The sequence below is a fragment of the Pseudomonas sp. SDO52101_S400 genome, assembly GCF_054071635.1.
The window spans coordinates 55,988-77,569 of record NZ_JBSVWF010000001.1 but is presented as its reverse complement, the minus strand read 5'-3'; the positions used below and the strand labels follow the sequence as shown (position 1 = coordinate 77,569).

The 21,582-nt window shown below is 61.2% G+C and carries 19 protein-coding genes; 6 read left to right on the top strand and 13 right to left on the bottom strand.

The window, feature by feature from the left end; genetic code table 11:
- Positions 1-180 precede the first annotated feature (180 nt).
- Positions 181-2,454 (top strand): catalase/peroxidase HPI, encoded by a 2,274-nt coding sequence (gene katG, locus ACW9HX_RS00375; protein ID WP_457379008.1) that lies wholly within the window; start codon positions 181-183, stop codon positions 2,452-2,454.
- A gap of 299 nt (positions 2,455-2,753) precedes the next feature.
- Here the strand turns inward: katG and pepN are convergent, their stop codons facing one another.
- The 6 genes from pepN to ACW9HX_RS00345 are packed head-to-tail and all read right to left on the bottom strand — an operon-like array spanning position 2,754 to position 9,266.
- On the bottom strand, positions 2,754-5,411 hold the full coding sequence (gene pepN, locus ACW9HX_RS00370) for an aminopeptidase N (RefSeq protein WP_457379007.1): 2,658 nt from the start codon (positions 5,409-5,411) through the stop codon (positions 2,754-2,756).
- A 10-nt stretch (positions 5,412-5,421) separates the two neighbouring features.
- Positions 5,422-6,252 (bottom strand): DUF2797 domain-containing protein, encoded by an 831-nt coding sequence (locus tag ACW9HX_RS00365; RefSeq protein ID WP_102621881.1) that lies wholly within the window; start codon positions 6,250-6,252, stop codon positions 5,422-5,424.
- Positions 6,249-6,509 carry a YeaC family protein gene (locus ACW9HX_RS00360; protein ID WP_007956913.1) on the bottom strand — a complete coding sequence of 87 codons (261 nt, stop codon included), beginning with the start codon at positions 6,507-6,509 and terminating at the stop codon, positions 6,249-6,251. The genes ACW9HX_RS00365 and ACW9HX_RS00360 overlap by 4 nt, the downstream gene beginning before the upstream one ends.
- Positions 6,510-6,538: 29 nt before the next feature.
- Positions 6,539-7,408: a rhomboid family intramembrane serine protease gene (locus ACW9HX_RS00355; RefSeq protein ID WP_457379006.1), complete on the bottom strand. Its 870-nt coding sequence runs from the start codon at positions 7,406-7,408 to the stop codon at positions 6,539-6,541.
- The gene (locus tag ACW9HX_RS00350; RefSeq protein ID WP_457379005.1) at positions 7,405-8,379 is read right to left on the bottom strand and encodes a metallophosphoesterase; all 975 of its coding nucleotides are present in this window, start codon (positions 8,377-8,379) and stop codon (positions 7,405-7,407) included. The genes ACW9HX_RS00355 and ACW9HX_RS00350 overlap by 4 nt, the downstream gene beginning before the upstream one ends.
- Complete coding sequence (locus ACW9HX_RS00345; RefSeq protein ID WP_085733063.1) at positions 8,376-9,266, bottom strand: NAD(+) kinase; 891 nt, start codon at positions 9,264-9,266, stop codon at positions 8,376-8,378. The genes ACW9HX_RS00350 and ACW9HX_RS00345 overlap by 4 nt, the downstream gene beginning before the upstream one ends.
- Before the next feature lie 115 nt (positions 9,267-9,381).
- On the opposite strand from ACW9HX_RS00345, the gene ACW9HX_RS00340 reads away from it, so the two are divergent.
- Entirely contained in the window at positions 9,382-10,332 is a 951-nt protein-coding gene (locus tag ACW9HX_RS00340; RefSeq protein WP_457379004.1) for a DUF1853 family protein, read from the top strand.
- Here ACW9HX_RS00340 and ACW9HX_RS00335 read toward each other — a convergent pair.
- Positions 10,329-11,612 (bottom strand): arsenic transporter, encoded by a 1,284-nt coding sequence (locus ACW9HX_RS00335; protein ID WP_457379003.1) that lies wholly within the window; start codon positions 11,610-11,612, stop codon positions 10,329-10,331. The two genes, ACW9HX_RS00340 and ACW9HX_RS00335, sit on opposite strands and share 4 nt — an antisense overlap.
- 165 nt (positions 11,613-11,777) lie before the next feature.
- Positions 11,778-12,335 (bottom strand): NADPH-dependent FMN reductase, encoded by a 558-nt coding sequence (locus tag ACW9HX_RS00330; protein ID WP_457379002.1) that lies wholly within the window; start codon positions 12,333-12,335, stop codon positions 11,778-11,780.
- Between the two features lie 185 nt (positions 12,336-12,520).
- On the opposite strand from ACW9HX_RS00330, the gene ACW9HX_RS00325 reads away from it, so the two are divergent.
- Both ACW9HX_RS00325 and ACW9HX_RS00320 read left to right on the top strand, forming a co-directional pair.
- Complete coding sequence (locus ACW9HX_RS00325; RefSeq protein WP_457379001.1) at positions 12,521-12,757, top strand: hypothetical protein; 237 nt, start codon at positions 12,521-12,523, stop codon at positions 12,755-12,757.
- Positions 12,758-12,842: 85 nt separating this feature from the next.
- A complete protein-coding gene (locus ACW9HX_RS00320; protein ID WP_457379000.1) occupies positions 12,843-13,736 on the top strand; it encodes a LysR substrate-binding domain-containing protein in 894 nt (297 codons plus the stop codon).
- Here the strand turns inward: ACW9HX_RS00320 and ACW9HX_RS00315 are convergent.
- From ACW9HX_RS00315 to ACW9HX_RS00295, 5 genes are all read right to left on the bottom strand, one after another.
- Positions 13,702-14,316, bottom strand: a complete 615-nt coding sequence (locus ACW9HX_RS00315) for a GNAT family N-acetyltransferase (protein ID WP_457378999.1) — start codon at positions 14,314-14,316, stop codon at positions 13,702-13,704. The genes ACW9HX_RS00320 and ACW9HX_RS00315 overlap by 35 nt on opposite strands.
- A gap of 14 nt (positions 14,317-14,330) precedes the next feature.
- Positions 14,331-16,586, bottom strand: a complete 2,256-nt coding sequence (locus ACW9HX_RS00310) for an Orn/Lys/Arg family decarboxylase (protein WP_457378998.1) — start codon at positions 16,584-16,586, stop codon at positions 14,331-14,333.
- 154 nt (positions 16,587-16,740) lie between these two features.
- Entirely contained in the window at positions 16,741-17,499 is a 759-nt protein-coding gene (dnaQ, locus tag ACW9HX_RS00305; protein ID WP_457378997.1) for a DNA polymerase III subunit epsilon, read from the bottom strand.
- 81 nt (positions 17,500-17,580) lie between these two features.
- The gene (gene rnhA, locus ACW9HX_RS00300; RefSeq protein ID WP_039770807.1) at positions 17,581-18,042 is read right to left on the bottom strand and encodes a ribonuclease HI; all 462 of its coding nucleotides are present in this window, start codon (positions 18,040-18,042) and stop codon (positions 17,581-17,583) included.
- 92 nt (positions 18,043-18,134) lie between these two features.
- Positions 18,135-18,893 (bottom strand): methyltransferase domain-containing protein, encoded by a 759-nt coding sequence (locus tag ACW9HX_RS00295; protein WP_011333614.1) that lies wholly within the window; start codon positions 18,891-18,893, stop codon positions 18,135-18,137.
- A 65-nt stretch (positions 18,894-18,958) separates the two neighbouring features.
- Between ACW9HX_RS00295 and gloB the strand changes: the two genes are divergently transcribed.
- A complete protein-coding gene (gene gloB, locus ACW9HX_RS00290) occupies positions 18,959-19,726 on the top strand; it encodes a hydroxyacylglutathione hydrolase (protein ID WP_457378996.1) in 768 nt (255 codons plus the stop codon).
- A 99-nt stretch (positions 19,727-19,825) separates the two neighbouring features.
- Positions 19,826-21,295, top strand: a complete 1,470-nt coding sequence (locus ACW9HX_RS00285) for a LysM peptidoglycan-binding domain-containing protein (protein ID WP_457378995.1) — start codon at positions 19,826-19,828, stop codon at positions 21,293-21,295.
- Positions 21,296-21,582 lie beyond the last annotated feature (287 nt).

Here is a 21,582-nt window from a genome sequence, read left to right as displayed (position 1 = left end):
CACCGCTTGCGCACGCACGCCCCGCGTTTCTTCGAAAAAATCCTGATCAGACAGCGGTAAAAGACTTTGCCTATCAGCCACCAATAGTCGGCCTATTAGCTGACATCCCCAGTCGGGTCTAGCCTTACTAATCCGAAGTCGGCACGAGCCGGCCGCAGAAGACCTGATAAGGACCCGAACATGGCAAATGAATCGAAATGCCCGTTCAATCACGCCGCCGGCGGTGGCACGACGAACCGCGATTGGTGGCCGAATCAACTGAACCTGAAAATCCTGAGTCAGCACTCGCCCGCATCCGATCCGCTGGGCAAGGACTTCGACTACGCCAAGGCTTTCAAAAGCCTGGATTTCCAGGCCCTCAAACGCGATCTGACGGCGCTGATGACCGACTCTCAGGAGTGGTGGCCAGCGGACTTCGGCCACTACGGCCCGCTCTTCATCCGCATGGCCTGGCACAGCGCCGGCACCTACCGCACCGCTGACGGCCGCGGTGGCGCCGGCTCCGGCCAGCAACGCTTCGCCCCGCTCAACAGTTGGCCGGACAACGTCAGCCTCGACAAGGCCCGCCGCCTGCTGTGGCCGATCAAGCAGAAATATGGTCGCAACATTTCCTGGGCCGACCTGATCGTCCTCACCGGCAACGTCGCGCTGGAATCCATGGGCTTCAAGACTTTCGGTTTTTCCGGCGGCCGGCCCGACGTGTGGGAGCCGGACGAAGACGTCTACTGGGGCTCGGAAAACAAATGGCTGGGCGGGGATACCCGCTACGGCAAACACCCGGAAGCCGTGCAGGAGCCGGGCGACGGCACGCTGGTCGCCGAGCCTGCCGAACACGGCCATGAACAGAGCCGCACCAACCAGGGCGAACGCAATCTGGAAAACCCGCTTGCCGCTGTGCAGATGGGTCTGATCTACGTGAACCCGGAAGGCCCCGAAGGCAATCCCGATCCGGTCGCCTCCGCCCGAGACATCCGCGAAACCTTCGGCCGCATGGCCATGAATGACGAGGAAACCGTCGCCCTGATCGCCGGTGGCCACGCCTTCGGCAAGACCCACGGTGCCGGCCCCGCAGACAACGTCGGGCCTGAACCAGAAGCCGCAGGCCTCGAAGAGCAAGGCCTGGGCTGGAAAAGCACCTTCGGCACCGGCAAAGGTGCCGACACCATCACCAGTGGCCTGGAAGTGACCTGGACCACCACACCGACGAAGTGGAGCAACAACTACCTGGAAAACCTGTTCGGCTTCGAGTGGGAACTGACCAAAAGCCCCGCCGGTGCCCATCAGTGGAAACCGAAAAACGGCGCCGGGGCCGGCACCATTCCCCATGCCCACGACCCGAACAAACGCATCGACCCGACCATGCTCACCTCGGACCTGGCCCTGCGTTTCGACCCGGCCTACGAGAAGATTTCGCGGCGCTTCCTGGCCAATCCCGATCAACTGGCCGATGCCTTCGCCCGGGCCTGGTACAAACTCATTCACCGTGACATGGGCCCGCTGTCGCGCTATCTCGGCCCGGAAATGCCACAGGAAGAGTTGCTGTGGCAAGACCCGATTCCCGAGGCCAACCATCCACTGATCGACGACAGCGATATCAGGGCACTGAAAGGCAAAGTACTGGCGTCGGGGCTGTCCGTTTCGGAACTGGTCTCGACTGCCTGGGCAGCCGCTTCGACCTTCCGGGGTTCGGACAAACGCGGTGGCGCCAACGGCGGACGTCTGCGTCTGGCGCCGCAACGCTTCTGGCAGGCCAACCAACCCGAGCAACTGGACAAGGTGCTGAAAGCCCTCGAAGGCATTCAAAACGAGTTCAACGCCGGGGCGTCAGGCAAGCAAGTCTCGCTGGCGGATCTGATCGTGCTGGCCGGTAATGCCGGGGTCGAGCAAGCGGCGCAAAACGCCGGGCACACCGTGACCGTACCGTTCAATCCGGGGCGCACCGATGCGACTCAGGAGCAGACCGATGTCGAGTCGTTCGGCTTCCTTGAACCGCACACCGACGGCTTCCGCAACTACGCCGCCAGCACCTACCGCGTGCCGGCCGAAGCGCTGCTGATCGACAAGGCACAACTGCTGACGCTTTCGGCGCCAGAACTCACCGTGCTGATCGGCGGGCTGCGTGTACTGGACACCAACGTCGGCAAGACGAAACACGGCGTGTTCACCGACAAACCCGGTTCCCTGACCAACGACTTCTTCCGCAACCTGCTGGACATGGGCGTGGAATGGAAACCGACGTCCAAGGCGGCAGATGAGTTCGAAGGACGTGATCGCAAGACCGGCAATGTGAAATGGACAGGAACGCGGGTCGATCTGGTATTTGGCTCCAATTCGGTACTGCGGGCGCTGGCCGAGGTGTATGCCAGTTCCGATGCGAAGGAGCAGTTCGTCAACGACTTCGTTGCTGCGTGGGCGAAGGTGATGGATCTGGATCGGTTTGATTTGCGCCAGTAGTTTTTCACCCACCCACAAAAACGCCGCTCATTGAGCGGCGTTTTGTTTTTCTTTTCGGCGAGAGTGATGCGGCGCGGCTGAAACCCAACCCCCTCACCCCAGCCCTCTCCCCCAAGGGGGCGAGGGGGAAAGGGAGCCGATTTTCATGCTTTTCAAACTCGAGTTCGACTCAATATTTCAGGTCGATGTATCTCATGAAAACAACTTGGTCAGTCCCCTCTCCCCTTGGGAGAGGGTTAGGGTGAGGGCTGGATCTAAAGTTGAAAGACAACTTCAAGACCGACCCCAATCAACCAGCCTCAAGCCAAGCTCTTGCTGACCACTTCATAGACATCGCTGGACAGCTGCCCCGAAGCCAGAATCCGCTCCAGCTCCGCCTTCATCAACGCCTGACGAGCGCCGTCATACTTGCGCCAGCGAGTCAGCGGCGCCAATTGGCGCGAAGCGATCTGCGGGTTGAAGCCGTTCAGCTCGATCACCAGATCTGCCAGGAAGCGATAACCCGAACCGTCCGCCGCGTGGAAGTTGATCAGATTCTGCCCGGCGAAAGCACCGACCAGCGCGCGCACCTTGTTCGGGTTCTTGATGTTGAACGCCGGGTGCTGCATCAGCGCTTTCACACGTTCCAGACCGCCCGGCAACGTGCTGCCGGCCTGCACGCTGAACCACTGGTCCATGACCAGCGGATTGTCCTTGAAGTGCTCGGCGAAACTGGCAAGGGCCTTGGCCTTCTCGTCGTCGAACGGCGAGTTGACCAGCACCGCCAGCGCGGTCAGGCGCTCGGTCATGTTGTCGCAGGCGTCGAACTGCTCCAGCATTGCCGCCAGCACTTCAGGCTTGCCGCTGAGCATCAGGTACGACAGCGCGATGTTCTGCAGCGCGCGGCGGGCGAAGTGCTCGGCTTCGGCCACATACGGGGTCTTTTTCGACAGCTCGCGGTTGGCCTGATAACGCTGCCACAGGGCATCGAACAGGTTGTCCGCCAGTTGCTGACGGGCGAATTCGCGAGCGGTGTGGATCGCGTCCACGTCGGCGGTTTCGCTGATTTCGGTCAGGTACGCTTCGCTCGGCAGCGAGAGCATTTCCGCGACCATTGCCTGATCCAGAGTCTGGTCAGCCAGTACCGTACGCAAGGCAGAAATCAGACGCGGGTCGAGCACCAGGCTTTCGCCCTTCTGCTGCTGACCGATCAGTTCCTGCAGCACCTGCACCGACAGTTGCTGGCCGGCATCCCAGCGGTTGAAACCGTCGCTGTCGTGCTGCATCAGGAACATCAACTGGTCGCGGTTGTACGGGAAGCTCAGTTTCACCGGCGCCGAGAACCCACGCAGCAAGGATGGCAGCGGCTGTTCGGCGATGTCGACGAAGGTGAAGGTCTGTTCGGCTTCGGTCACCGAGATCACTCGGGTAGTGCCCTGGGCCGCGGCTTCGCCGGCCAGACGCAGGGCAATCTCGTTGCCTTTACTGTCCAGCAGGCCCAGTTCTACCGGGATCACGAATGGCAGCTTTTCAACCTTGTCCGGGGTTTCCGGGCAGCTTTGACGGAAGGTCAGGCTGTAGGTTTTCGCGACGGCGTCATAAGACTCGCTCACCGCCAGACGTGGTGTACCGGCCTGGCTGTACCAGCGCTTGAACTGGGTCAGGTCGACGCCGTTGGCATCTTCCATGGCCTTGATGAAGTCATCGCAGGTCACGGCCTGGCCATCATGACGCTCAAAGTACAGGTCACTGCCCTTGCGGAAGCCTTCGGCGCCCAGCAGCGTGTGGATCATGCCGACCACTTCCGAGCCCTTTTCGTACACGGTCAGGGTGTAGAAGTTGGAAATCTCGATGAAGCTGTCCGGGCGCACGGCGTGGGCCATGGGACCTGCATCTTCGGCGAACTGGTGGGTACGCAGGTACGCCACGTCCTGGATGCGCTTGACCGTGGCCGAGTTCATGTCGGAGGAGAAACCGGCATCGCGGAATACGGTGAAGCCTTCCTTGAGCGACAGCTGGAACCAGTCGCGGCAGGTCACGCGGTTGCCCGACCAGTTGTGGAAGTATTCGTGGGCGACGATTGCCTCGACCCGCTGGTGCGCGGCGTCGGTCGCGGTTTCGGCGCGGGCCAGCACAGCGCTGGAGTTGAAGATGTTGAGGCCCTTGTTCTCCATGGCGCCCATGTTGAAGTCGTTCACGGCGACGATCATGAAGATGTCCAGATCGTACTCGCGACCGTAGACCTCTTCGTCCCAGCGCATCGATTTCTTCAGGCTGTTCATGGCGTGCTGGCACTTGTCGATGTTTTCCGGCTCGACGTAGATACGCAGCGCCACGTTGCGCTCGGTCATCGTGGTGAAGCTGTCTTCAACGCACCACAAGTCACCCGCCACCAGCGCGAACAGGTAGGCCGGCTTCATGAACGGATCTTCCCACGTTGCCCAGTGACGGCCATCTTCACCGGGGCCGCTGGCAATCGGGTTGCCGTTGGACAGCAGCACCGGATAGCTGTGCTGCTCGGCGACCACGGTGGTGGTGAACTTGCTCATCACGTCCGGGCGGTCGAGGTAATAGGTGATCTTGCGAAAACCTTCGGCCTCGCACTGGGTGCAGAACATCGTGCCGGACTTGTACAGGCCTTCCAGTGCAGTGTTGGTTTCCGGGTGGATGCGAACGCTGGTGTCGACCGTGAAGGTTTCGCTGGCCGGTTGCAGGGTCAGGTGGTTCTCGGTCAGTTGGTAATCATCGGCGCTCAGTTCCTGGTCGGCCAGGGTCACCGAGAGCAATTCCAGCTGCTGGCCATCGAGCACCAGCGGCGGCAGGCCCGGGCCACGGGCCGGGTTGCGGCGCATCACCAGTTGCGCGTGGACCAGACTGTGGTCCTCGAACAACTCGAAGGTCAGGTGTGTTTCGTCGATCAGGTACTCGGGCGCCTGATAGTCCTTCAGGTAAATCATCTTCGGTTGTTCGGTGCGCATGCTGAAGTCCTTATTGATGCACGGCGAGCTGATAGGCCGTGTACTTGCGAATGTTGATCACGCCGGTGTCGAAGATCAGGTACTGGCCCTTGATCCCCAACAGCGTGCCTTCGGCAATCGGGTTCTTGTCCAGGTTGAAGCTGACGATCTTGGCCGGGTACTGCTCGACCGGATAACGGATTTCCAGCGGCTCGACGTCGGTCACCGGCTGAATCGCCTGCAGACCGAAACGTTCCTGCAAGCCTTGCAGGCCTTCGGCGCAGCTGTCGAACAGTTGATCGCGCACTTGCGCCAGATCCACCGCCGCCGCATCGCCCTTGAGCAAGGCGCGCCAGTTGGTCTTGTCCGCCACCTGACTGCGGAACAGGTCTTCGACGAACCCCGACTGCTGCCGCGTGGCGACGCGCATGATCGGCAGCGCCTGGCTGGCCCCCTGATCGAGCCAGCGGGTCGGCAACTGGGTGGCGCGAGTGATGCCGACCTTGATCCCCGACGAATTGGCCAGGTAGACGACGTGGTCGGTCATGCAGAACTTCTCGCCCCACTCCGGTTCCCGGCAGGTGCCGGCGTCGAAGTGGCAGCGCTCCGGACTCATGATGCAGACGTCGCACTGGGCCAGTTTGGTCATGCACGGGTAGCAATAACCCTGACTGAAACTGGTCTTGGTCTTGCGCCCGCAATGGGTGCAGTGAATCGCCCCCAGATATTCCAGGCGCACCGTCGTGCCGATCAACGGGTTGACCGGCACCTCGACGTCATCCAGACGAAACGCGTATTGCACGTTCGGCCCGTCCAGGCGCGCCGACATTTTGCTGATTGCACCGCGGCCAATCTCGATCAATGGATGGCGTCCGACTTGAACAGGATGTTCGGCACTTCGATCGACTTCGACGCACACTCCTGCGGGCCCATGTAACCGGTGCGTTCTTCCTCGGGCAGGTTCTGCATTTCCCAGGCGATCATCGCCTGCAACGACAGTTCGCGCTGCTCGGCGGTGAGTTTGCCGCCGTCGGACCATTTGCCGATCTCTACGGCCAGTTTCAGGCTCTGATAGATATCCGGGGTGATGTTCTTGATCAGGTCGTTAAAAGAGGACATCAGGGTCTCCGTGCTCTTTATTCAAAAATTCAGGCGGCCAGTTTACGGCGGTTGTACAAACCGCCCAACAAACCGGTGAAGCATCCGATGAGTAACCCGCCGACGTGGGCGGCGTTGGCGATCTGGCCGAAGCCGATCATCGAGATCAGCCCCGACATGCACACCAGCAACCACACCAGCATCATCACCAGCACGCCGCGCGGCAGACGATAAGCCGGATTCGGCGCCAGCAACTGGAAGATCCAGCAGTGACCGAGCAAGCCGTAAAGGACGCCGGACAGGCCGCCGAACAAGCTCGGGCCGCTCCACGCGAACTGCGCGTAGTTGGACACCAGGCTGAACAGCAACGTCAGGCCGATCAGGTTGATGCTGCCCTGACGCGACTCGATGCGCCGCCCCAGCTCCCAGTACCACATGCCGTTCATGGCCAGGTGCAGGATGCCGAAGTGAATCAGCATCGGCGTGAACAGGCGCCACCACTGCCCCGCCGCCAGGCTGTCGGCCAATGGCGTGAAGTGGATATAGTCGCCGACCACGCGAAAATCGAGGAAGGTCAGCCAGCGCATCGTGTCGAGGTTGTCGCCCAGATACGTCAGCCCGCCGACCAGCAGGCTCAGCAACAGAATGAACCCGGTGGCCCTGGCGTGTTTCAGTTGCTCGGCGAAGCTCGGACGCTTGAACGTCGGCGCCACCGGAATATCCAGTTGCTGATCCGGGTCGCCTGCCGGGAAGCGTTCGTACAGCGAACGCACGTCTTCGCTGATTTCCGAGGGCACCCACAGCACCTGCTCGCCCGACTCTTCGCTGACGCGGTGAGGCACCTGCATCCGTTGCAGCAGTTTGACGAAACCGCTCAGGTCCGCCGCCAATGGCAGACGCAATACCGCTACCGCGCTCATCGCAGCACCTCCGGCCGCTCGACATCGACCCAGACAAATTTATGCGGATCGAGGCGGGTTTCCTGATCCAGACGATAAGCCACCAGTTTGCCGTAGAGCACGGCGCTGTAGTCCAGGCACGCGAGGTTCGGGCGGATCGGCGCCGGTTTGCCGCTGCGCCAGTAATGGCCGACGAACAGCAACGGCTCATCGACGCCGTAGCGCAGCAGGGAATTCTTTTCGCTGGAGGTCAGCGGCTTCTGTGCCACCGGCTCTGGCAGTGCGTCGGGCTGAAACACAATGTCGCCGTAGGTCTGCGGGTCGTCTTCCCAGAACTTGGTGCGGAAGAACGAACGCACCAGACCGTCGCCGCTGGTCATGGTCAGGCCATCAGGCAGGCGCATGTCGGTGCCACGCAGCAGGCGATCGAATACGGTGCAGGCGAAACTGCCCGGCACGGCCGACGCCTGGAGGAAGTGCTCATCGATGCAGCCATCGGGAAACAGCGCACGCAACGGCTCGATCAGGCTGGCATCCCAACAGGCATGCACGACCCGGAAACGCCCGGCATCGACGAACAGTGGCAGTTGGTAGAACCACTGCTGGAAGTCGTGCCAGTCGCCGGGATGGTCTTCGAACTGAGTCAGGGTTTCGTGCAGCAAGCGGGCGTGGCGTGGCGTGTGTTCACGCACGAACTGCTTGCCGCTGCCCGGAGGCGCCGGCGTGCTCCAGCCCAGTGCGTTGAACTCGTGATTGCCCATGATGCACAGCGCCTGACCGGCCTCGACCATGTCGTGGACGATGTGCAGCGCCTCGCGAATCCGCGGGCCACGGTCGATGATGTCGCCGACGAACACCGCCATGCGCGAGGGGTGCCGCCAGACGCCTGCCTGTTTGTGATAACCGAGCCGGTCGAGCAGGTGCTCAAGGGTCAGAGCGCAACCGTGCACGTCACCGATCAGGTCGTAGCCACGCGCGGGATCGAGCATCACTCGCCTCCACCCCCCAAGCGGCTGCCCCAGCCGAGCTTGGTACGGCACACTTCGTAATAGTTGTGATCGAGCGGATGGATCAGCCGCAGCTTTTGCGCTTTCTTGCTGACAGTGATGGTGTCGCCCGGCGCGCAGGTGAAATGGTTCTGCCCGTCACAGGAAACTTGCGGGTAAATCTGCATATCTTTGGACACGACGATTTTCAGCTCACTGTTGCCATCGACCACAATCGGCCTGCTGGACAACATATGGGGATACATCGGCACGATCACAATGGCGTCGAGCTTGGGATGCATGATCGGGCCACCGGCCGACAGCGCGTACGCCGTGGAACCGGTCGGCGTGGCGACGATCAGGCCGTCGGCTTTCTGGCTGCAGACGAACTGCCCGTCGATGTACAGCTCGAACTCGATCATTCGCGTCGACTTGCCGGGGTGCAGCACCACGTCGTTCAACGCGTCGCCCTGGCCGATGGCTTCGCCGTGGCGGCGGACTTCGGCTTGCAGCAGGAAACGGTTTTCCACCAGATAGTGGCCGTCGAGCACCTTGGCGACTTCGACTTCCAGCTCATCGGGCCGTATATCGGTCAGAAAGCCCAGGCTGCCACGATTGATGCCCAGTACCGGAATATTGTGTTTTGCCAGCGCCCGGGCAGCGCCGAGCAGACTGCCGTCACCGCCGACGACGATGACCATGTCGCAGACTTCGCCGAGCATCTTGCGCGAGGAGGTTTGCAGGCCATGGCCCGGCAGGACTTCGGCGATCGTGTCTTCGAGGATCACATGCAGGTGACGATCGAGCAGAAACCGTTTCAGTCGGCGGACGGTATCCAGCACCTGGGAACTGCCCAGGCGACCGATGATGCCGATATTACGAAATTGCTCCATGGGACTCCTGCGGGGGGCTGCAACGGCGAAAACGACGATTATGGGCGAAAGCGCCGGATAGACAAAATCCTTTCAGCCCCGAGGGTGCAACCGTGTTTGAGGCTATGCTCGCAAGATGATCCTATTTCCCGATTTGCTCCAGTTGCCTCACCAATTGCGTCACCCGGAGGTGCGCGATCTGGCGTGGGTGATCCTCGCCCCGCCGATGCTCGCCGCCACGCCGTGGCCGCAACGCCATCCATTGGCGGGCAGCGACTGGGTGCGCGATCCCGAACGGCTGGCGCATTGGCTGCAGCAGCTCGACCGGGACAGCTATGGCTTGTTGCATTGGCTGTCCCAGGCCCGCACCCGGCGTCTGGGGCTGTATTACGAACGCCTCTGGCAGTTTGCCGTCGAGCATGCGCCGGGGATCGAACTGATCGCCGCCAACCTGCCGATCCGCCGCGAAGGCCACACCCTCGGCGAACTCGACATGCTGCTACGCGATCGCGACGGCGTGCATCACCTGGAACTGGCGATCAAGCTCTACCTCGGCCCGCAGGACGGTGACGGCCGCGATCCGGCGCAGTGGCTCGGCCCCGGCTGCCATGATCGACTGGACCGCAAACTGGCCCATCTGAGCGAACACCAGTTGCCGATTTCCGCCCGCCCGGAAAGCCGCGAGGCTCTGGCGGCGCTGGATATCGAGTCATTCAGTGCGCAGTTGTGGCTGGGCGGTTACCTGCTGTATCCATGGCCCGGGCAATCGGAACCACCGAACGGCGCCCATCCGCAACATTTGCGCGGCAGTTGGTTACATCAAAAGGATTGGCCGGCGTTTGTCGCCCAACGCCCGGCCGGGCGCTGGCAACCCCTGCCCCGCCACGCCTGGCTGGCCCCGGCGCATTACCCGGCGGATCAGACCTGGAGCCACGAGCAGTTGCAGACCTGGCTCGATGAACTTGAACCGCTGGCCCCGGCGCAGTTGATGGTGCGCCTGACCGAGAATGCCCGGGGTGAGTGGGAAGAGGCCGAGCGGCTGTTTCTGGTTTCGGATCTGTGGCCGAACGTGCCCGGGCAGAGTTAGACGCTCAACCGCAGTGCCAGAGCCGCCAATGTCACCAGCAACACCGGCACCGTCAGCACAATCCCGACCCGGAAGTAATACCCCCAGCCGATCCGGATGTCCTTGCGCTCCAGCACATGCAGCCAGAGCAAAGTCGCCAGACTGCCGATCGGGGTGATTTTCGGCCCCAGATCGCTGCCGATCACGTTGGCGTAGATCATCGCCTCTTTCACTACACCGGAGGCCTGACTGGCATCGATCGACAGCAGCCCGATCAATACGGTCGGCAGGTTGTTCATGATCGACGACAACAAGGCCGTCAGCACGCCAGTGCCCATGGCCGCGCCCCAAACGCCATACCCGGCGAAGCCATCCAGCCAACCGGCCAGATGATTCGTGAGCCCGGCATTGCGCAGCCCGTAGACCACCAGATACATACCCAACGAGAAAATCACGATCTGCCACGGCGCCTCTTTCATCACCTTGCGCGTGGAGATCTTGTGTCCACGCGCAGCGATGCCCAGCAGCAATGCCGCGCAAACGGCCGAGATCGCACTGATCGGAATGCCCAACGGCTCCAGGGCGAAACAGCCCACCAGCAGAATCAGCAACACCGCCCAGCCGGCGTAGAACGTGGCCTTGTCGTGGATCGCCGTCTCCGGGTGCTCAAGCTGTTCAGGATCGTAGGCTGTCGGAATGTCGCGGCGGAAAAACCACAACAACACCGCCAGCGTGGCCGCGACGCTGACGAAGTTGACTGGCACCATCACCGCTGCATAACGATTGAAGCCGATGTGGAAGAAGTCGGCCGAGACGATGTTCACCAGGTTCGACACCACCAGCGGCAGGCTCGCGGTATCGGCGATGAAGCCGGCGCCCATCACGAACGCCAAAGTCGCCGCCGGGGAAAAACGCAACGCCAGCAGCATGGAAATCACGATGGGCGTGAGGATCAGCGCCGCGCCGTCATTGGCGAACAACGCCGACACCAGCGCTCCGAGCAGCACCATAAACGCAAACAGCTTGCGCCCGCTGCCCCGCCCCCACCGCGCCACGTGCAACGCGGCCCAGGCGAAGAACCCCGCTTCGTCGAGCAGCAGGCTGATGATGATCAGCGCCACGAAAGTGCCGGTGGCGTTCCAGATGATTTGCCACACCAGCGGAATATCGCTCAGGTGCACCACGCCGAAGATCAGCGCCAGAATCGCACCGAACGTCGCACTCCAGCCGACCCCGAGGCCTTTGGGTTGCCAGATCACCAGGGTAATGGTCAGCAGGAAAATCAGTGACGCAGCAAGCATTCGCGACAGCCTTCAATAAAAGGGAAAAATCAAACCACAAAACCTGAGGGAGCGAGCTTGCTTGCGATTGCGGTGTGTCATTCAACTGAGGTGTCAGCTGATACACCGTTATCGCGAGCAAGCTCGCTCCCACAGGGTCGATATCTTGTCAGAAAAGTCAGCGGATCACTTCTTGTGTTGCTCTACGAATTGCCCATAGGCATTGATGAAACTTTGCAGGAATGGTTTCACCGAGTCGTTCAATTTTCCCGCCTCGTCAAACGCGGTACCGGCGCCGCCCAGGTAGGCCTCAGGCTGTTGCATGCACGGCACGTTGAGGAAAACGAACGACTGGCGCAAATGCTGGTTGGCGCCAAAACCGCCAATGGCACCCGGCGAAACACTGATCACTGCGCCCGGCTTGCCACCCCAGACACTCTTGCCATAAGGCCGTGAGCCGACATCAATCGCGTTCTTCAGCGGTGCAGGCACCGAACGGTTGTACTCCGGCGTGACAAACAGCACCGCGTCGGATGAGCCCACTTTTTGCCGGAAAGTGCTGTAGGCTGCCGGCGGTGAATCGCCGTCGATGTCTTCGTTATAGAGTGGCAGATCGCCAATTTCGACAATGTTCAGCTTGAGGTTGGCCGGCGCCAGTTCCGCCAGCGCCAGAGCGACCTTGCGATTGATCGAGGCTTTGCGCAGGCTGCCGACGACTACGGCGACGTTATAGACATTGCTCATGGGAAGACTCTCGACTGTCCGTGGGAGGAGCCTGTAGTTATAGATGATCCGGCGACGATTCCACCAGACGACGAGGGATATTTCCCGCGTCCGGATTATTTTTTTCCCGTAGGAAAACTTACCGAGCTCGATGACGGTCTACCAAGCCGCAAATCAAGCGTTTTATCTCCAGAGGTTCTAAGCAGATGGCAGCAGTACTCGTCGGTCAGTTCCATGCAAGAGATGCGGAAGGCCGCGTTTATTCCGTGCATGAGTTCCAGGAATCCAACCCGTCGGCAGACGGTTTCACCGGCACGGAGCCTGTTACAACCTACAAACTGGCCATTGGCGATCGCGTCAATAAAATCGACGACAACGAATTCCTGCTGGTTCAGTCCGGCATCACGTTGATTCGCGAACCCGAGCCGACTGTCGCTTCATAACCGATTGTTATGAGCAGAAGTCATCCGCGCCGAGTTGGGGTAGGATTCAGCCACTGACCCCAACGGCCGGACATGGACTTCACGCATGCGTTTACGTCATATCGAGGTGATACAGGCGCTTTTACAGACGGGTCACGTGGGCACCGCCGCCGAATGGCTGCAATTGCCGACGGGCGATGTCGAAGAGCGGTTGCGCGAAGCCGAGAGTCAGCTGGGGTTCATGCTGTTCGCAAGCGTACGCGGACGGCTTCAGGCCACGGCCGAAGCCCGTGCGTTGCAGGTTGAAATCGCCCACATCTATGACGCGCTGGAGCCGGTGCAACGGCTGGCCAACAGCCTAAAGCAGTACCTCGCCCCGCCTCTGCGAATCATCGGCACTCCCCCGCTGGCCCAACAGCTGTTGCCGCAAAGCCTCGCCGCATTGCGCCGACGTCTGCCGGACGTACCCTGCACTCTGTTCAGTGAGCCGACGCGCCATATCGTTCGCAGTCTGTTGCTGCGCGAGAGCGACCTGGGCCTGAGCCTGCACGACCCCGAACACCCCGACATCGATTGCCAGGTGCTGGCGCAAGGCAAGCTGCAATTGCTCGCCCCCCACGGCTGGCTGCAACCCAAACAAAAGTACATTTCACTGCAGGACCTGGCAGGCCAGGCGATGCTCGGCCTCGAAGGCCAGGACCCGCTGAGCCCGGCGCTGGAGCACAAGCTCCAGGCCTTGCGCCCGGCGCCAAGCATCCAGACCCGGGTGCAGACCCACCAAATGATGCGCAGCATGGTCGAGGCCGGTGAAGGCCTGGCCATCGTCGACCCGTTCACCGCACTCGGCGCCCGCGCCGGCGGTCTCGATGTCTGCCCGCTGTCACCGGCGGTACCGATCAGCCTCTACGCGCTGACCTTCAAGCACGCAGCGCCGCCATCGGCGGTCCAGACCCTGCTCGGCATCGTCACGGAACAAGCCGCGGCGATGCTGGCGAGCTGATCGGGTTTTCCAGCGGGTTATCGAACAATCGATACCAGAACAGCGCCACTTCGGCAGTGTTCGGGTCGATCCCGCGATAACGCAAATGGTCGATGCCACCGATCACATAACCGCAGCGCTCATACAAGCGACAGGCGCCGAGGTTGTTGTTCTGGGTCTCGAGCATGATCCCCGGCAGTTTTTTCTTGCGGCTCCAGAACTGCGCCACGTCCAGCAATGCTTTCGCAACACCGTGACGCCGTGCCGGCGCATGTACCGCCAGTTCATCGATGTGGGCAAAGCCGTTCCAGTTGGTGCTGATCACCAGATGCCCCACCGGCTGATCCTCCAGATACGCCATGAAGATCGCACTGTCGGCAGCATCGCGAAAACTGCTGAACTCCTCGGGGTCGATGCCGTAGCACTTGCGGTACGGCACGATGGACGTCACGCCCCACTGCGCGACAGGCTTGCCGATTTCGGCCGAGCCATAGGCGGCGACCTCGAAGCTGAAATCACTGCCCCAGATATAAGCGGCAAAACCATCGTCGGCGACGCGCACCGAAAGCCCTGGGTATTTTGGATTCATGACCGGTTGCATACTGGGAAACGCCCTCATTCCTTCACACAATCGACGGTGTATTGCCGTCCATTGCCCTCATCTTCGTGTTGCAGTCCGTGCACATCGACCACGAATCCCGGAAAACTTGCATCGAACGTGCGGGCAAATTTCAGGTAATCGATGATCGACCGAGTGGATTCGGTAAAACGTTCTCCGGGTATGATCAACGGAATCCCCGGCGGATACGGCACCAGCATCACCGCCGCGACCCGGCCGTCCAGTTCATCGATCGGCACCGCCTCGACTTCGCCGCGTACCAGTTGATCGTAGGCATGGGCCGGCTTCATGGCGATTTCCGGCAGTACGGTGTACATGCGCTTAAGGTGTTTGGCGGTGGCATTGCTGCGATAGCAGGCGTGGAGCTGATCGCACAGATCGCGCAGACCCATGCCGCGATAGCGCGCCGGGGCTTCCTGGGCGACACACTTCAGGCAGGTGTCGAGACTGACGTTGGCGTCGTAGCTGCGCTTGAACTCCAGCAGTTCGGTCAGCAGCGTGCTCCACTTGCCTTTGGTGATACCCATGGAGAACAGCACAAGGAACGAGTACAGCCCGGTTTTCTCCACGACCAGCCCGCGCTCCCAGAGAAAGCGGCTGACCACCGCTGCCGGAATCCCCTTGTCGCTCAACGCTCCGCCAGCAGTCAGGCCGGGCATCACCAGAGTGACCTTGATCGGATCGAGCAGCACGTAGTCGTCGCTGACCTCGCCGAAACCGTGCCAGTCCGCTTCGGGCTTCAGCAACCAGTCTTCGGTCTGTACCCGATCAATGCCCTCGACACCCGGCGGCTGCCAGATCGAAAACCACCAGTCATTGGCGTCGATGTGCCCACGCAGATTGGCCAGCGCCCGGCGAAAGCTCAGGGCCTCGTCGAAGGTTTCCTGCAGCAGCGAACGACCTGCCGGGCCTTCCATCATGGCCGAGGCCACGTCCAGCGAAGCGATGATGCTGTACTGCGGCGACGTCGAAATATGCATCATGAACGCTTCGTTGAACCGGTCACGGTCCAGTTGCCGCGCCCCGCCATCCTGAACATGAATCATCGAAGCCTGACTGAACGCTGCCAGCAGTTTGTGGGTGGAATGGGTGGTGAACACCAAGGGACTGTCGGCGCTGCGCGAGGTAGCCATGCCGTAACGCCCGGCAAAGAATTCGTGAAACGCCGCGTAGGCGTACCAGGCTTCGTCGAAATGCAGGACTTCGACGCTGTTGCCCAGGCTCTGCTTGATCAGCTCGGCGTTGTAACAGAGGCCGTCATAGGTGGAGTTGGTGACCACCGCCAATTTGACTTTCGGCTCGCGGCCCTTGGTCAGCGGGCTTGCGTCGATCTTGGCCTGGATCGATTCGCGGCTGAATTCGCTCAACGGAATCGGGCCGATGATCCCCAGTTCGTTGCGCTCCGGGCACAGGTACAGCGGAATCGCACCGGTCATGATGATGGCGTGCAACACCGACTTGTGGCAGTTGCGATCCACCAGCACCAGATCGTCGCGCCCGACCATGGAATGCCAGACGATCTTATTGGCGGTCGAAGTGCCATTGATCACGAAAAAGGTGTGATCGGCGCCGAAATTGCGCGCAGCCCTCGCCTCGGCTTCAGCCAACGGGCCGGTGTGATCGAGCAGCGAACCCAGCTCAGGCACCGATACCGATAAGTCCGAACGCAGCGTGTTTTCACCGAAGAACTGGTGAAACGCCTGCCCCACCGGGCTTTTGTGATAAGCCACGCCACCGCCATGGCCAGGGGTGTGCCAGGAATAGTTGGAGTCGGCCGTGTGCTGCACCAGGGCCTTGAAGAACGGTGGCAGCAATCCATCCAGATACTTGCGAGCAGCGCGGGCCACTTGCCTGGCCAGAAACGGCACGGTGTCTTCGAAAAGGTAGAGAATCCCGCGCAACTGATTGAGCTCGGCCATGGCATCGGCCGGGGCGTTTTCCAGAGTGACCTGCTCACCGAGCGCGAAGATCGGCAGGTCCGGCGCCCGCACTCGGGCCAGACCGATCAGTTCGGCCATGTTCTGCAATAAATGGGAATTGGTGCTGGCATCTTCGGCGGCGATCAACATGCACGCCAGACCATGATGGGTCGACGCCACCAGCCGGCCCTCGGTGTAGTCCGTGGCCGAAACGATGCTGAATCCTTCCTGCTCCAGTTCATGGGCAATGCCGCGAATGCGTTCGCCGGCCACCGTGTCGGCCTTGATGTCGCGGTGGACGATCAACACCGGGAACTTCAGATCTTTGTACATGAGGCTCAGTGTCCTGAGGCGGCGGAGAGTGATCTGCCAATGTCCTCAGGGTAGAGGGTCGGAGCGGATGTGGCGAGGGTGGCCAGTTGTCAGTACTGCCAAAAACAAAGGATCGTCCGAACTCGACCAGAGTGTTCGGACGATCCTTTGTGCTTTACGTCTGGGCTTCGGCTTCCAGCAGCTGAGTCCACAACGCCGGCGCGCCGGCAGACTTGGCGATGATCTCCAGGCGCACCTGGTGCTCGGCCAGCTCGGCTTCGGTGGCGCGAATGATCCGTCCCGGCTTGCGATCCGCCGGCAGACGGCGGATTTCGGTGGCGGAGTTGTCCGCGCCCTCGCCCGTGCCATTGCCGTCGGAGGCGTTGCCGGCCAGCGACAGGCTGGTCTGGCCACCGGTCATGGTCAGGTAGACGTCGGCGAGAATCTCCGAGTCGAGCAATGCGCCGTGCAGCTCACGGCCGGAGTTGTCGACGCCGTAGCGTTTGCACAAGGCATCGAGACTGTTGCGCTGACCCGGATGGCGCTCCCGGGCCATCATCAGGGTGTCGAGGATCGTGCAATGCTGAGTGATGTCAGCGCGATCCTGTTGCCCCATCAGGGCGAATTCGTTGTTGATGAAGCCAACGTCGAACGCCGCGTTATGGATGATCAGTTGCGCGCCGTTGATGAACTCGAAGAACTCATCGGCCACTTCGGCGAAGCGCGGCTTGCCGACGAGGAACTCGTTGGTGATACCGTGAACACCAATCGCGCCTTCGTCACTTTCACGATCCGGTTGCAGGTACACGTGAAAGTGCCGGCCTGTCAGGCGCCGACCGATCAGCTCGACACAACCGATTTCGATAATCCGGTGGCCGTCGGTCACCGGCATGCCGGTGGTTTCGGTATCGAGTACAACGGATCTGGTGGCCATCAGTGTTCAGCTCTCAACGGGTCAATCGTGCAAAAACGGCGATGTTAACACGCTCGCCGGGGGTGTTTCAGTCGGACGGAATCAGTCCTGCTTGTAACCGCGAACTTCATCCACCCCACGGTTGGCCAATTGGTCGGCGCGCTCGTTGCCGTGGTGGCCGATGTGGCCGCGCACCCATTTCCAGGTGACCTTGTGGCGGTTGACCTGCTCGTCGAGCTCCTTCCACAGGTCGGCGTTTTTAACTGGCTCCTTGGCGGCGGTTTTCCAGCCACGCTTTTTCCAGTTGGCCATCCACTCGTTGATGCCTTTCATCACGTATTGCGAGTCAGTCACCAGCAGTACTTCGCACGGACGCTTGAGGGCTTCCAGGCCGCGAATCGCGCCGAGCAGCTCCATACGATTGTTGGTGGTGTTGGCTTCGCCGCCCCACAGTTCCTTTTCAACGCCCTTGCACACCAGCAAGGCGCCCCAACCGCCGGGGCCGGGGTTGCCCTTGCAGGCGCCGTCAGTGAACAGTTCTACGCTATCGACGCTTTCGCTCATGCCAGTCTATCCAGAAAAAATGCGAGGCCCCGCCGATCATGGATCGACGATGGCCGAGGCCGGGATTAACCCGGCCACAAATAAAAGAAGGTTTACGGTTCGATACGGCGACGATTGACCTTGGCCATTGGCAGCGGAATCAGCTTGCCCATCGGTTCGCGGCGCTCCTGACGCACCGGACGCAGGCCGACCACGATCTTGCGCGCAACCAACAGATAGAAGCCGCCGCCCGACAGTTGCCAGTCGCCGGCCTTGCGCTCCCAGCCGGCCAGACGGGCCTGCCACTTGGGTGACGCGAGCGGCGGACGATAGCACCCGAAGCGGCGTTTCTCCAGCGCGAAACCCAGCAGGTTGAGCCAGTCGGCAACCCGCGACGGCGAGATGCAGCGCGCCTGATGCAAGGCGTCATGAGCGAACACATGACGCAGGCCCCAGGTGCTCCAGGGGTTGATGCCGACAATCAGCAGATGCCCGCCGGGGCGCACGCTGCTGGCAGCCTCACGCAGCAAACCATGGGGCGACAGGCAGAAATCCAGGCCATGCTGCAACACCACCACGTCGGCGGCATGCTCGCTCAATGGCCAGGCCTGCTCCTCGCAGACGATCTCGACACCGGGTAATGGCGCGCCAAGTCGCACGTTGCGCTGCACCTGCGGTGCCGACGGCGGCGTTTCGGCAGACGGGCCGTAATGCACCAGATAACCGCCGAAGAACCGGCCGAGCTCGTCTTCGAGCATGCGGCGTTCTTCGTCCAGCAGAAATTGCCCGAGGGGGCCGGACAGCCATTCACGGGCCGCACCGATCAGGGCGAGCCAGTCAGGATCGGCCTGAGCGAACGCTTTATCGATCATTGCATTCTCCAACACGCCAGGAACCTCTAAGATGCGCCAATGTTACCCGCTTGGCGAATCCGAAGATGATACAGATCAGTGCCCTGCCCGCCTTCACCGACAACTACATCTGGTTGTTACAGGATCATGCCACCCAGCGTTGCGCGGTGGTCGATCCGGGGGATGCCGCCCCGGTGCAGGCGTGGCTCGCCGCGCATCCGGGCTGGGTGCTTGGCGACATTCTGATCACTCACCATCATCACGACCATGTCGGCGGCGTCGAGACGCTCAAAAAGGCCACGGGCGCCACCGTCTACGGTCCGGCCAGCGAAAGCATTCCGGGGCGTGATGTGGCGCTCAAGGACAACGACAAGGTTCGCGTGCTCGGCTGGGACTTCGACGTCTATGCCGTTCCTGGCCATACCCTGGGGCACATCGCCTATTACCATCACGGCCTGCTGTTCTGCGGCGACACCCTGTTCGCCGCCGGTTGCGGCCGGTTGTTCGAAGGCACGCCGGAGCAGATGCACCATTCGCTCGGTCGTCTGGCGTCGCTGCCTGAAGACACGCTGGTTTACTGCACCCACGAATACACCCTGAGCAACCTGAAATTTGCCGCTGCCGTAGAACCGGGCAACCCGAACATTGCCGCCCGTCTGGAAAAAGTCACCCTGCAACGCCAGAACGGGGTCATGACCCTGCCCTCGACCATCGCGCTGGAAAAGCTCACAAACCCGTTTTTGCGCACCAGTGAAACATTAGTTAAACAAAAAGTGGACGAACGGAATGGCGCTCAAAACCGGGCTCCGAGTGAGGTTTTTGCGGCTCTGCGGGCTTGGAAAGATAAGTTCTAAGCCGTTCACCACTTGGTACAAAAACTCTGAATGGTTGACCGCAGGGGGTGCGCTTTCTAGAATCCCCCGACATTTTTGCCCGGAACTTACTTCCAGCCAATGTCGTCATCCATACGTAAGTCCGTCAATTCAGACGCATTGACCCGCCTGGCGCAAGCCATCGCGGTGGCTGTGTCCGCCACGCTGGCGGGCTGCTCCAGCCATGCTCCGCAGACTGAAGCGACCCATACGCCGAACATTGCTGCGCGAGCCAAGCAGAAGCCCATCTGGCTGTCCGAAAAGCCCAGCCCGCAGGCGCCCCAGGACATCTGGGAACGCATGCGCGGTGGTTTCCAGCTTCAGGAAGGCCTGGGCGTGAACCCGCGCATCGAGCAACAGCGCCTGTGGTTCGCCAGTAACCCTTCCTTTCTCGAGAACGCCGGCGAACGCGGCAGCCTCTACATTCATTACATCGTCGAGCGCCTCGAAGAACGCAACATGCCGCTGGAACTGGCCCTGTTGCCGGTGATTGAAAGCGCCTATAACCCGATGGCCTATTCCCGGGCCGACGCGGTGGGTCTCTGGCAGTTCATCCCGTCCACCGGACGTTACTACAACCTGCGCCAGACCCGTTTTTATGACGGCCGTCGCGACATTACCGCCTCGACCACGGCGGCGATGGATTACCTGACCCGTTTGCACGACATGTTCAACGGTGACTGGCTGCTGGCCCTGGCGGCCTACAACGCCGGCGAAGGCACGGTCAGCCGCGCCATCGAACGCAACGAACGACTGGGCCTTCCGACCGACTACTGGAACCTGCCGCTGCCGGCGGAAACCCAGGCCTACGTGCCAAAACTGCTGGCGCTGTCGCAAGTGGTGCTGTCGCCGGAAGCCTACGGGGTGAACCTCAACCCGATCGCCAACGAACCTTACTTCCAGGTCGTCGAAATCAACCAGCGCATGGACCTGTCCAAGGTCGCCGCGGTGGCCAACATCGACGAAGACGAGCTGTTCCAGCTCAACCCGGCGTTCAAGCAGCGCACCACCATCGACGGCCCGCAGCACCTGCTGGTGCCGACCTCGAAGGCGCAACTGCTGACCGCCAGCCTGCAGACCATGCGTCCTGAAGAACTGATCAGCCCTCGCTCGCTGAAACCGGTCTTCGAAGGCGCCGATCCGACCGAAGTCGCGAAGCTCAAGCGTGCCTACCGGGTCAAACGCGGTGACAACCTCGCATCCATCGCCAAGGCCAACAAGGTTGACGTCAAGGACCTTCAACGCTGGAACAAGCTGACCGGCAAGAACCTCAAGGTCGGCCAGACCCTGGTCATGCAGGACACCACCAAGCGCACGCCGGCCCGCAACACCAGCGGCGGACGCATCAATACGGTGCTGGCGGCCAACAGCAAGACCAGCAGCAAGACCGACAACCAGAAGCAGACCCAATACAAGGTCAAGCAAGGCGACACGCTGTACGTGGTGGCCAAGCGTTTCAACGTCGAGATGCAGCATCTCAAACGCTGGAACCCGGGCGCCGGCAAGGCGCTCAAGCCTGGGCAGATGCTCACGGTCTACCAGCCGCACTGATAAAGAGCCCCTGAATTTCAGGGGCTTTTTTTTGGTTCGAATTCTGCGGTGCCCATAAGATCCACCCCTCTCCCCAGCCCTCTCCCCAAGGGGGAGAGGGAGCCGATTGGGGGCTTTTCAAATCCTGAGCTCGACTCAATTTTTCAGGTCGGCGTACCTCTCATAACTACCTCGGTCAGTCCCCTCTCCCTCCGGGAGAGGGTTAGGGTGAGGGGCTCTTCGCGCAAACGATTAACCCTGCATTAACCCGCATCTTTTTCCTGTCCATACAAGCTGTTACTGTACGG